The sequence below is a fragment of the Erythrobacter sp. THAF29 genome (assembly GCF_009363635.1).
Taxonomy (GTDB): Bacteria; Pseudomonadota; Alphaproteobacteria; order Sphingomonadales; family Sphingomonadaceae; genus Erythrobacter.
This window is the reverse complement of record NZ_CP045392.1, coordinates 645,603-656,984: the sequence shown is the minus strand read 5'-3', so window position 1 is coordinate 656,984 and position 11,382 is coordinate 645,603. Positions and strand designations below refer to the sequence as shown.

General features: G+C 62.7%; 15 protein-coding genes. 7 read left to right on the top strand and 8 right to left on the bottom strand.

Features of this window, described 5'->3' with window-relative positions; genetic code table 11:
* Positions 1-120: 120 nt before the first annotated feature.
* Positions 121-1,119 (bottom strand): right-handed parallel beta-helix repeat-containing protein, encoded by a 999-nt coding sequence (locus tag FIU90_RS03295; RefSeq protein WP_152433485.1) that lies wholly within the window; start codon positions 1,117-1,119, stop codon positions 121-123.
* 149 nt (positions 1,120-1,268) lie between these two features.
* Here FIU90_RS03295 and FIU90_RS03290 point away from each other — a divergent pair, with 149 nt between their 5' ends.
* The 6 genes from FIU90_RS03290 to FIU90_RS03265 are packed head-to-tail and all read left to right on the top strand — an operon-like array spanning position 1,269 to position 6,464.
* A complete protein-coding gene (locus FIU90_RS03290; protein WP_152433484.1) occupies positions 1,269-1,592 on the top strand; it encodes a hypothetical protein in 324 nt (107 codons plus the stop codon).
* A complete protein-coding gene (locus FIU90_RS03285; RefSeq protein ID WP_152433483.1) occupies positions 1,589-1,846 on the top strand; it encodes a hypothetical protein in 258 nt (85 codons plus the stop codon). The genes FIU90_RS03290 and FIU90_RS03285 overlap by 4 nt, the downstream gene beginning before the upstream one ends.
* Positions 1,847-1,899: 53 nt before the next feature.
* The gene (locus tag FIU90_RS03280) at positions 1,900-3,102 is read left to right on the top strand and encodes an acyl-CoA dehydrogenase family protein (RefSeq protein WP_152433482.1); all 1,203 of its coding nucleotides are present in this window, start codon (positions 1,900-1,902) and stop codon (positions 3,100-3,102) included.
* 27 nt (positions 3,103-3,129) lie between these two features.
* On the top strand, positions 3,130-4,383 hold the full coding sequence (locus tag FIU90_RS03275) for a CoA transferase (protein ID WP_152433481.1): 1,254 nt from the start codon (positions 3,130-3,132) through the stop codon (positions 4,381-4,383).
* A gap of 9 nt (positions 4,384-4,392) precedes the next feature.
* On the top strand, positions 4,393-5,619 hold the full coding sequence (locus FIU90_RS03270) for an acetyl-CoA C-acetyltransferase (protein WP_152433480.1): 1,227 nt from the start codon (positions 4,393-4,395) through the stop codon (positions 5,617-5,619).
* Complete coding sequence (locus FIU90_RS03265) at positions 5,616-6,464, top strand: MaoC family dehydratase N-terminal domain-containing protein (protein ID WP_152433479.1); 849 nt, start codon at positions 5,616-5,618, stop codon at positions 6,462-6,464. The genes FIU90_RS03270 and FIU90_RS03265 overlap by 4 nt, the downstream gene beginning before the upstream one ends.
* A gap of 7 nt (positions 6,465-6,471) precedes the next feature.
* Here FIU90_RS03265 and FIU90_RS03260 read toward each other — a convergent pair whose 3' ends face one another.
* The 4 genes from FIU90_RS03260 to ppk2 all read right to left on the bottom strand — a co-directional run bounded on the left by FIU90_RS03260 (position 6,472) and on the right by ppk2 (position 8,716).
* Positions 6,472-6,723: a hypothetical protein gene (locus tag FIU90_RS03260; protein WP_152433478.1), complete on the bottom strand. Its 252-nt coding sequence runs from the start codon at positions 6,721-6,723 to the stop codon at positions 6,472-6,474.
* A complete protein-coding gene (locus FIU90_RS03255; RefSeq protein WP_152433477.1) occupies positions 6,723-6,932 on the bottom strand; it encodes a toxin-antitoxin system HicB family antitoxin in 210 nt (69 codons plus the stop codon). The genes FIU90_RS03260 and FIU90_RS03255 overlap by 1 nt, the downstream gene beginning before the upstream one ends.
* A gap of 24 nt (positions 6,933-6,956) precedes the next feature.
* Positions 6,957-7,862 carry an SPFH domain-containing protein gene (locus FIU90_RS03250; protein ID WP_234029610.1) on the bottom strand — a complete coding sequence of 302 codons (906 nt, stop codon included), beginning with the start codon at positions 7,860-7,862 and terminating at the stop codon, positions 6,957-6,959.
* A gap of 77 nt (positions 7,863-7,939) precedes the next feature.
* On the bottom strand, positions 7,940-8,716 hold the full coding sequence (ppk2, locus tag FIU90_RS03245) for a polyphosphate kinase 2 (RefSeq protein WP_152433476.1): 777 nt from the start codon (positions 8,714-8,716) through the stop codon (positions 7,940-7,942).
* Between the two features lie 65 nt (positions 8,717-8,781).
* Here ppk2 and phhA point away from each other — a divergent pair, with 65 nt between their 5' ends.
* Complete coding sequence (phhA, locus tag FIU90_RS03240; RefSeq protein ID WP_152433475.1) at positions 8,782-9,720, top strand: phenylalanine 4-monooxygenase; 939 nt, start codon at positions 8,782-8,784, stop codon at positions 9,718-9,720.
* A gap of 82 nt (positions 9,721-9,802) precedes the next feature.
* On the opposite strand, the gene FIU90_RS03235 is transcribed toward phhA, so the two are convergent.
* From FIU90_RS03235 to FIU90_RS03225, 3 genes are all read right to left on the bottom strand, one after another.
* Positions 9,803-10,048, bottom strand: coding sequence for a hypothetical protein (locus FIU90_RS03235; RefSeq protein ID WP_152433474.1), 246 nt, complete (start codon positions 10,046-10,048; stop codon positions 9,803-9,805).
* A gap of 88 nt (positions 10,049-10,136) precedes the next feature.
* Complete coding sequence (locus FIU90_RS15715) at positions 10,137-10,283, bottom strand: hypothetical protein (RefSeq protein WP_234029609.1); 147 nt, start codon at positions 10,281-10,283, stop codon at positions 10,137-10,139.
* Positions 10,284-10,482: 199 nt separating this feature from the next.
* Positions 10,483-11,340 (bottom strand): undecaprenyl-diphosphate phosphatase, encoded by an 858-nt coding sequence (locus FIU90_RS03225; protein WP_152433472.1) that lies wholly within the window; start codon positions 11,338-11,340, stop codon positions 10,483-10,485.
* Positions 11,341-11,382: the final 42 nt, after the last annotated feature.

Genomic DNA, 11,382 nt, shown 5'->3' with positions numbered 1-11,382 from the left:
TGGAACGATTAGGCTCAAAGTGGCAAGAACGACGGCGATGGTCGAAAGTACTGCAAGGATCGATGATCTCATGGACGATACAATATCACACATGCCCGGCCCGGCAAGAATTGAGATGCGTCACCGCCGCTCGTAGCGGGTCAGCCCTTCGGCGAGCTTGTTGCCCGACATCGAGATCTTCGCTCCGGTCCAGTCGGCAAGGAATGCGCTCGAGCGCCTAAGGCCCGGAACGAACCGCGCCTCGTTATCGCTCACCACCAGCCCGTCGGATGGGTGCAACTGCTTTTCCGCGCCGAGCGCGATAAACGCCGAATAGTTCTGTTTGCTGCGCCCTTGCACAAACCAGTTGCCCGCGATCCGCCCGGTAGCGCCCGCGGGCAGGTCGATCATGTAATTGGTCTCGAACCCGTTGGCATCGTCGAACGAGTTGTTTTCGATCACGACCTTGCGGGCGCGAGCCTTCAGATAGTGCCCGCCGCGCCCGCGCTCGAACCGGCTCTCGCGGACGGTCAATTCGCCATAGGCACCGGTGTAAATGGAATGCGCGCAGCCTGCGGAGTTTTCGCAGGTGCCAAGCCCGCTGAAGGTCGAGCGAGTGATATAGATGCGGCTCGACGGATCGTTTGCCGTTAGAATGCCCTGCTGGCTGTCGAGAAAGCGGCTGTAAGCGATGTTGAGCGCGCCTTTCTCGAGCCGGATGCCCGCACCATTCCCGTCACGCACATTGATGTTGCGAAAAGTCAGCCCGCGCACCTCCGCCCCTACACCGCGCAGAACCAGCGCTGCCTTGCCCTCGCATGCCACGCCATCGAAAGTAACCGTGCCGTATTGGCGCGCGACATAGGTGACCACGCCTGCTTTCTGCACCGCGCATTCGCGGTAATTGCCGGGCTGGATAAGGATAGTGCCACGCGCATTGCCGACGGCATCGACCGCCTGTTGCAGCGTGACATAGCTCCGCCCGGATTCTTCCACTTCGAAGCCAGGGCGCTCGCGCTCCTGCGCGACCAGAGCGGCGAAGGGTATCGCGGCGACTGCAAGCGCGGCAAAGGCAACGCTCACCCAGATCGAAGGTCGGGGCAACGCAGGATCGGCGAGATGAGGGCGCGGATGCGTCATTCTCTCGCAAATACAGGTGTTTGGTAAATGCTCTGCTAACTGCCCGATAGTGGCGCTGGTCGGGAGGGCATTTCGCGCTTGGCGTAACCCCCCACCCTTGGCTAAACCCGAGGCCGATGCATTTGGGGATGACAAGAGAGGAACCTCCCATGAAGAAACTTACAAGCGTTGCCGCGCTCGGCGTTGCCACCTTCGCGCTTGCGGCTTGCGGCAGTTCGGACGACGCGTCGAGCGATCTCGAGGTCGACAGCGTCGAAATGCCGGCCAACGAACCGCTCGAGCCGATCGAGGAAGAGCCGGTCGAAGACACTGCTGCAGCCATCGAAGCAGTCGAGACCCCAGCTGCGGTATCGACCGAAACCGCAACCGAAGCGGCCGACCGCGCAGAAACCGTCGCCGCCGAAGCTGCCGCCGCTGCCGAAGCCGCGGAGGCCGCCGACGCTGCGGCAAACCTCGACATCGAAGTCGAGTGACCGGCCTGCCGCGCCCGGGCTACGCGGCGCTTGTTGCTGCGTGCATGGCGCTTGCCGCCTGCGATGGGTCGAGCGGAAGCGCACCAGGCGCGGTGAGCGAGGGCGAAGCACAAGCACTCGAAGAAGCGGCCGAGATGCTCGACGAACAGCGCTTGCCTGACGGCGTGCTCCCCGAGATCGACCCTTCGGAGATCGAAGCGCCAATCGCCGAAGAGGCTCCTTCCGCAGAAACAACAGGCGACAGCGAGCCTTAAACTCGCCGACAAAGGCGGACAACTGACCCGCCTCCCGAGAGGACCGACTTTACATGAATGCCCCGACAAACCCCGTGCGCTCGAACCCCGGCATGGACGAGGACACCTTCGAGCAATTTGCCGAGCAGCTTGAGCGATATGTCAGGGACCGGCTGATCCCAGCAGAAGAAAAGGTGGTCGAAACCGACGCGGTCCCGCCCGAGATCATCGACGAAATGCGCGAAATGGGCCTGTTCGGGATTTCAGTGCCGGAGGAATATGGCGGCGCCGGTCTCAACATGACCCAATATGCCCGCGTCGTGAACACGATGAGCTATGCCGCGCCCGCCTACCGCTCGATCTTCTCGATCAATGTCGGGATGTTCGCGAGCGCACTCAAGAACGGCGCGACCGAGGAGCAGCGGGCCGAATGGTATCCCAAGCTCGTCGAAGGCAAGATCGCGTGCTTCGGCCTCACCGAGCCGGGTTCGGGCAGCGACAGCGCAGGCCTCCAGACCACCGCCGTGCCCGATCCGGATGGCAATGGCTGGATCCTCAACGGGACCAAGCGATACATCACCAACGCCCCGCACGCCGATGTCGCGCTGATCATGGCGCGAACCGAAAAGGAAAACCTGCCCAAGAACGCCCATGTCAGCGCCTTTCTGGTGCCGATGGATACGCCGGGCGTTTCGACCGGATCGCCCGACAAGAAAATGGGGCAGGCCGGAAGCCATATCTCCGACATCATGCTCGACGACGCGAAGGTGCCGGGCGATGCGCTGCTCGGCGGCGAGACCGGCAAGGGCTTCCGTTTTGCGATGCAGAGCCTCGACAATGGCCGCATCTCGGTGGGCGCGGCGGCGACGGGATATGCGCGACGGGCGCTCGATTCCGCGATCCGCTATGCCAACGAGCGCAAGGCATTCGGCGAGCCGATTGCGCGCTTCCAGCTGATCCAGGCAATGCTGGCCGATAGCGAAACCGAAATCTACGCCGCCGAATGCATGATGAAGGACGTGACCACGCGCGCCGATCGCGGCGAAAACATCATCACCAAGGCCGCCGCGTTCAAGGTCTTCGCTTCCGAGATGTGCGGCCGCGTGGTCGACCGCGTGGTGCAGATCTATGGCGGCGCGGGCTACCTTGCCGAATACGATGCCGAGCGGTTCTATCGCGATGCGCGCATCTACCGCATCTACGAAGGCACAACCCAGATCCTCCAGCTCCAGATTGCCAAGCACATGCTGCGCGAATGGGAAGCGGCCAACAGCTAGGCGCTTCGGCCTCAAACAGGGGAACACATGTACCAACTCCTGAATGACCTCTCGATCATCGAGGTCTCCAGTTTTGTCGCCTCGCCCACGGCCGGCCTCTACTGCGCGCAGATGGGCGCGGAGGTGATCCGGGTCGATTACAAGGCGGGCGGGCTGGACTACGATCGCTACATGTTGACCCGCGAGGGCCGCTCGCTCTCGTGGGAGAACCTCAACCGCGCCAAGAAATCGGTCGCGCTCGACCTGCGCTCGGGCGAGGGTCGCGAATTGTGCGTCGAGCTTGCCGCGCGCACCGGCCAGTGCATCACGAACCTTCCCGAAAAGAGCTTTCTAAGCCACTCGGCGATGAAGGCGGCGCAGCCCGAACGTGCGCCCGACATGACCTCGGTGCGGATCATGGGCTGGCACGATGGAAGGCAGGCCATGGATTTCACCGTCAATGCCGCTTCCGGATATCCGTTGATGACCGGACCCGAAGATTGGGACATGGCAACCGCGCCGCCCGTCAACCAGGTGCTGCCGGCGTGGGATTTCATCACCGGTGCCTATTGCGCGTTCGCCCTACTCGCCGCCCTGCGCCACCGCGACGCGACGGGCGAGGGTAGCGAGGTGCGCGTGCCCTTGGGCGACGTCGCCATCGGCACCGTCGCCAATTCGGGCATGATGGCCGAAATGCTTTATCGCGGCAGCGACCGCGAGCGGCTTGGCAACGCGATCTGGGGCGCATTTGGGCGCGACTTCCGCTCGAAAGACGGGGTGCGTTTCATGGTTGCCGCGCTCACGCCCAAGCAATGGGACGGGCTTGTCGAGGCCTTCGATCTCGCCGGACCGATCGGCGAACTCGAAACCGAGCTCGAGGTCGATTTTTCAGCGGGAGACCGCCCGCGTTTCGAAAACCGTCACCGCCTGTTCGAGCTGTTCCAGACAGCGGCATTGAGCCGGGACTGGGCCGAGCTTGAAGCGCGGATGGCATCCCACGGATGCACGTTCGAGAGATATCGCACGGCCCACGAGGCGGCGAACGATCCGGTGCTGGTCGCAGACAATCCGCTGTTCGGGCCCTCTCCCGCCAATCCCAGCGGCTTCGAATATCCCGCAGCGCGCAGCTTTGCGAACCTGCCGGGCCGCGCGCCGGACGACCCGGCGCCTGCACCCTTTCTGGGCCAGCATTCCGAAGAGGTGCTCGCCGAAAAGCTCGGCCTTTCGAGCGGTGCCATCGGCAAGCTGGTCGATGCTGGCACCGTCGCGCTGAGCGACAAAGACACGATCTACCACCGATAGGAAACAGCCATGAGCAGACGCGCCGCCATCGTTTCACCCTTGCGCACGCCGGTCGGAAAATTCCTCGGCGGCTTGTCGGCCCTCAATGCGGGAGAGCTCGGCGCGATCATCCTCAAGGCGCTGGTCGAGCGATCGGGTATCGATCCTGAACAGGTGGACGATGTGGTCTTCTCCCAAGGATACGGAAATGCCGAGGCGCCCGCGATCGGCCATTGGTCATGGCTTGCAGCCGGGCTGCCGCTCGAAGTGCCCGGCTACCAGCTCGATCGCCGCTGCGGCTCGGGCGTGCAGGCGGTCGCCAACGCCGCGATGATGGTCGAGACAGGCATGGCCGACGTGGTCGTGGCGGGCGGATGCGAGAGCATGTCCAATGTCGAACACTACACGCTGCAGGGGCGCAGCGGCGCGCGGATGGGCGATATCACGCTCCATGACCGGCTCAGCCGCGGCCGGTTGATGAGCCAGCCGATCGAGCGTTTCGGAGTGATCACCGGGATGATCGAAACGGCCGAGAACCTTGCCAAGGATTACGGCATCACCCGCGAGGAGGCCGACGCCTACGCCGTGCGCTCGCATCGCAATGCCGCCGCCGCCTGGGATGAAGGCAAGTTCGACGATCATCTCGTCACCGTGGACGTGCCGCAGCGGCGCGGCGATCCGGTCACATTCGCGCGCGACGAAGGCTTTCGCGCGGATGCCTCGATGGAGAGCCTCGGCAAACTGCGCCCCATCGATATCAGGCGCGATCCGGACGCGATCGTGACAGCTGGCAATGCCAGCCAGCAGAACGACGCGGCGGCGGCCTGCCTGGTGGTGGCGGAAGACAAGCTCGAAGAGCTGGACCTCGAACCATCGCTGTGGTTCGGCGGCTGGGCGGCGGCAGGCTGCGATCCTTCGCGCATGGGGATCGGGCCGGTTCCTGCCGTCGAGCGCCTGTTCGAGCGGCGCGGCTACAGCTGGGACGATATCGGCCTCGTCGAACTCAACGAGGCTTTCGCGCCGCAGGTTCTTGCCGTGCTCAAGGGCTGGGGCTGGTCGGATGACGACAGCCGCCGCGAGATCCTCAACGTCAACGGCTCGGGCATTTCGCTCGGCCACCCCATCGGCGCGACCGGTGGGCGTATCCTTGCCGACATGGCGGCGGAGATGCACCGGCGCGAAGTGCGCTATGGTCTCGAGACGATGTGCATCGGTGGCGGTCAGGGCATCGCCGCGGTGTTCGAGCGGGCCGTATGAGCTTCGATGAATGGATCGGGCGCGAGCAACGCGCATCCGACCGGCTCGACGCGGGGCTGGCGGCGCGCTGGCTTGCGACATTCGATCTTCCTGCGCCGGACGCACCTAGTATGCCGCAGGGCATCCACTTCTGCCTGTGCACCCCGACCACCCCGACCGCGCAGCTCGGCGAGGATGGCCATCCTGTGCGCGATAACAGCCCGGCGAGCTTTCTCCCGCCCTTCCCGATGCCGCGCCGCATGTGGGCATCGAGCCGGATCGAATTCCGGGCGCCGATCGCAATCGGAGCGTCGGTGGAGCGGGTGAGCCGGGTGGCTTCTATCAGCGAGAAAGAAGGCTCGAGCGGCAAGCTCGCCTTCGTCGATGTCGAGCACGAAACGATCGCGGATGGCGAGCTTTCGGTGATCGAGACGCAAACACTTGTCTATCGCGAGGCAGCGCCGGCAAATGCGCCGCTTTCGCCTCCCGAGCCGGGCGGGGCGATGTTCGACGCTACCGATTGGGATGCCCACCGCGAAATCACGCCCGATCCGCGCCTTTTGTTTCGCTATTCTGCGCTGACCTTCAACACCCACCGCATCCATTACGACGCGCCCTATGCGCGCGAAGTCGAGCGTTACCGGGGACTGGTCGTCCATGGTCCGCTGACCGCGAGCCTGCTGCTGCAACTCGCGGCGCGCGAATTGGGCGAGAACACGCTGCGCCGCTTCGAGTTTCGCGGCGTATCGCCTGCCATCGCGGGAGAGCCGCTGCATCTGGTGATGCGCAAGACCGATGCCGGATACGAAATGGGTGCATTCGCCGATGACGGGCGCCAGGTCACCAAAGCGAGCGCAGCGCTCTAGACGCAGCCTAGTCCTCGCTGCCCCAGCGCCAGCGCCAGCCACCGCGCGTGCGCGTCTTTGCCACCCAAATCACCGCAATCGTGGCCAGGGCCATCGGGATTATGACGAGAAACCGGTAGGGGGAAGGGGCGTATTCCAGGACCAGCGCCGCCGTCAGCATCAGGACGAAATAACCACCCAGGACGGCCCAGCCCTCCCACGAGATCGGAAGGCCGGCGCCATAGCCAAAGCGCTTCTGTGCGAACCAGGGCTTACGCATCAGTCGACTCCCTGCTCTTTGAGCGGGCGCCCGCGCCTCGGCGGCTTGCTCCGCTCGACCTCGATCCCCCGAGCGCGCAAGGCTTCGCGCAGCAGCATCTCGATCTGCGCATTGGCCGATCGCAATTCCGCCGCCGCCAGCCGCTCGACTGCGGCATGAACCGCCGGATCGAGCCGCAAGGCAAAGGCTTTCCTCTTGGCTGCAGCCATGGCTGCCTCCCTCAAATGCCCCGCTCAGGTGTAGAGCGTGCCGGTGTTGACGACCGGATGCGCCTCGCGGTCGCCGCACAGGACGACCATCAGATTTGAAACCATCGCCGCCTTGCGCTCGTTATCGAGATCGATGATGCCGTCGCGCGAAAGCTTGGTGAGCGCATCCTCGACCATGCTGACGGCGCCGATCACGACCTTCTTGCGCGCGGCGATCACTGCGTCGGCCTGCTGGCGGCGCAGCATCGCGCCGGCAATTTCAGGGGCGTAGGCGAGGTGGGTGAGGCCTGCCTCGTCGACGAGGATGCCTGCGACTTTCAGCCGATCGTTGAGTTCCTCGATCAGCTCGCGGTTGACCACGTCCGCGCTGCCGCGCAGCGTCGTCTCGTCCTCGTCAGACATGTCGTCATAGGGATGGCGCGCTCCCACCGTGCGCAGGCCCGCCTCAATCTGGATATTCACGAATTCCTTGTAATCGTCGACGTCGAACACCGCCTGCGCCGTATCGGCAACCCGCCAGACGACATTGCAGGCAATCTCGATCGGGTTGCCGCGCAGATCGTTGATCTTGACCTTTTCCGAATGGATATTGTGCGCGCGCACGCTGATCTTCTGCTTGCCCATCCACGGCCAGATCCAATGCAGGCCATCCTTGCGCACAGTCCCGCGATACTCGCCGAAAAGCGTAATCACCACCGCCTGGTTGGGCTGGATCATCAAGAACCCGACCGCGATCAGCAGGAAAGCGGCAGCGAGTATAATCAGCACCGGAATACCCAGACCCGGCCTCATGTCCTGGAGAGCGCCTGATAGCGGAAGCAGAATTCCCAATGCGAGCACCGCGACCAACGCGGCGAGCATTACGTAGCCGTTATAGGCCGAGCCGGGACGCTCAAGGCTTTTCGCCATTTTCTTGCTGGTATCGCCCATCTCTCCCTCCTTTGATTAAATATGATATCATATTTATATCAATTAGCGAGCAATGCAAGCGAAATCGGGGGCCACCGCTAGCCCAGGGGATAATTCTCGATAGGCCTAAGCACCGAAAAGCTCTCTTTCGTCGGTTCGCGGCCGAGCTCGGGAAAGTCGATTTCCGGCGGTTCGATATGCGTGTCGGGCAGGTGGTCGAGCAGGTGGCGGATCAGCGTCAGCCGCCCGCGCTTTTGGTCGTTGAAATCAATCAGCGTCCACGGTGCATGGGGCGTGTGAGTCGCCCCGAGCATGGCCTCGCGCGCCTCGGTATAGGCATCGTATTTCTCGCGCGCGGCGAGATCTATGGGCGAAAGCTTCCAGCGTTTGAGCGGGTCGTCGAGCCGTTCGCGCAGCCGTTCCTCCTGCTTGTCCTGATCGGTCGTGAGCCAGTATTTGAAAAGCAATATGCCATCGTCGGTCAGAAGCTTCTCGAACTGCGGTGCCTGTTCGAGAAACAGCGCAACCTCATCCTCCTCGGCAAAGCCCATGACCTTTTCGACGCCTGCGCGGTTGTACCAGCTGCGATCGAACAAAACGATTTCGCCGCTGGTCGGCAGGTGCCTGATATACCGCTGGAAATACCATTGGCCGCGCTCTTCCTCGGTCGGTTTGCCGAGCGCCACCGTGCGGCACTGGCGCGGATTGAGTTTGTCGCGCACCGCCCGGATCGCCCCGCCCTTGCCAGCCGTATCACGCCCTTCGAACAGCACCACGATGCGCGCGCCCGTCGTCCGCGCCCAGCGCGCCATTCCGACCAGTTCCTCGGTCATCGGCTCGAGCAGCTTGCGGTATTCCTTGCCCTTCAGGCCCATAGACGGTGCTCCCTCGCAGCTATTTGTCCTTGTGCAAGGCCAGTGGTAGTATCAAATGATACGTTATGGCTACACTCGCTGACGCAGACACCGACTTTAACAAGTTGCCGGAGCTTCCGGCAAACGTCTTCACCGCGCCGCTCAAGAAGCCCGACCATGTGGGCGATGACTGGCTTGAACCCTCGCAGACCCAGTATTCGAGCGAGGAAGACGGGATCTGGAATGATCTGTTTGCGCGGCAGATGGAGGTCTTGCCCGGACGCGCGGCCAGCGCGTTCATGGCGGGGCTGCAAAAGCTCAACCTCAATCGCGGCGGCGTGCCCGAATTCGGCAAGCTTTCCGAAGACCTCGGCGCGCTCACCGGGTGGAGCGTCGTACCCGTCCCGATGCTGATCCCCGATCACGTGTTCTTCTGGCACCTCGCCAATCGCCGTTTCCCGGCGGGCAATTTTATCCGCACGCGCGAGACCTTCGATTACATCCAGGAGCCCGACGTCTTTCACGATGTCTTCGGCCATGTGCCGATGCTCACCGATCCGGTCTTTGCCGATTACATGCAGGAATATGGCCGCGCCGGGTGGAAGGCGATGCGTTACAACCGGCTGAAAGCGCTTGGCGCGCTCTATTGGTACACGGTGGAATTCGGTCTGATCGAGGAAGAGGACGGCCTCAAGGCCTATGGGGCAGGTATTCTTTCAGGTCCGACCGAGGCGAAATTCGCGGTCGAGGCCGAGAGCCCGAACAGGATCATGCTCAATGTCGATCGGGTGATGCGCACCGATTACGTCATCAGCGACCTCCAGCCGACCTATTTCGTGATCGAGAGCTTCGAGGATCTCTATCGCCAGACAGTGGAGCGCGATTTCGACCGGCTATACCGCAACCTCGCGCCCGGCTTCACCTATGCCAATTCGGCGATCATCGACGTCGATAACGTCGTGCATCGCGGCACTCAGGAATACCACCTGCGCGGCGGACGGGGGAGCGGCGCGAAGCCGGTCTGACGCCGGGCGCGAGCCGCATACGAGAAAGGCGCCGGATCGCTCCGGCGCCCTCCGATCGCACACTTTAAAGAGCGCGTTTTGCTTACATGCCGTCCATTTCGTCGGCAGCTTCTTCGCCGGCATCTTCGACAGCGTCAGCCTTGTCTTCCATGGCTTCGACAGCTTCTTCCGAAGCGCCGGCATCTTCCATGGCTTCAGCCTGCGCGTCGAGCTGTGCTTCCTGCTGCTCGGCGGCGTCTTCCATAGCCTCTTCCTGCGGCCCGTCACAGGCGGCGAGTGCGAGGCCAAGCGAGGCGACCGATGCGATGGCAAAAGTGCGAGTGTTCATAATTCCGTTCCCTCTTTTTCGCATGATTGCGATAGGCATAGGACGATTGCCGGTTGGATTAGTTCCCGGCTTTAGTGATTGAAAAACCTCAGGCTTCCCGGCGGCGCTTGGAAAGCGTGTGATAACCCGCAAGTGCGGCAGCGCCCGCGATGACGGCGGCACCCAGTGCGACAAGCGACAGACCGCCAAGAAACGTCCCGCTGTTCACGACAAGGCCGACGGTCAATGTGGCCAACAGACCGATGCCCATTTGTCGCAGGATGTCGCGGGGTGCTTCGGACCTCGTGAGGATCGAGGCAACCCACCCCATTGTCAGTCCCAACACGATCAAAACCAGCAAAGCCATATTCTCGAATTACCCAGTCAATTCCGTTTCAGTCGACCAATGCACGGCCCCGCGCCCCGGTTCCGCGCCATCCCCGAATTGATTTCCGTCAGAAAAAGTAAAGCAGCGCCGCACCCATCGCGATACGATAGAGAACGAAAACCATCATCGAGGCGCGCTTCAGAAAATTCATGAGGAACGCCATCGTGAGGAACGCGGCGATGAAAGTCAGCACGCCCGCGATCAGCGCGTCGACTGCGAGCGTCATCCCCGCCTCGAAAATCTCGGGCACGATAAGCACGCCAGCCCCGGCGACCGCAGGGATCGAGAGCAGGAAGGAGAACCGCGCGGCCTCGACCCGTTTGTAGCCGAGAAAACGCGCGGCGGTCATCGTGACACCCGATCGGCTGGTACCGGGAATAATCGCAAGCGCCTGCGCGATGCCGACGATCAGGCCGTCGCGCCAGGTCATGTCCTCGAACTGCTTGACCTCCTTGCCCACCCAGTCGGCAAGTCCGAGCAGAATGCCGTAGAAAATGAGGTTGAAGGCGATGAGATCGGTGAAGCGGATCGATCCCATCAGATCGTCATGCACGACGGTGATACCGAACATCGTTTCCGCAAAGGAATTGAAGACCCCCATCTTGATCGCTAGGCCGAATGCGACTGCGGGGATAGTTCCGAGCACGATCCACCAGAAAAGGCGGCGTTCCGCAGGCGCTTCCGCCCGGCTGGTACCGATCCCGACACTCGCGAACCCGCCGCGCGCGAGCACGAGCACGTCCTTGAAGAAATAGACGATGATCGCGAGCAGCGAGCCGACATGCACCGCGACGTCGATCAGCGGCCCCTGGTCGGGAAAGTCGGTGAGATAGGGGATCAGGATCAGGTGACCCGAAGAGGAAATCGGCAGGAACTCGGTGATCCCCTGCACCACCGCAATGATGAGCAGCTGCAAAAAAGTCATAGCCCGCGCTCCATGACTGAAGCGCGGGCTATGTCAATTTGT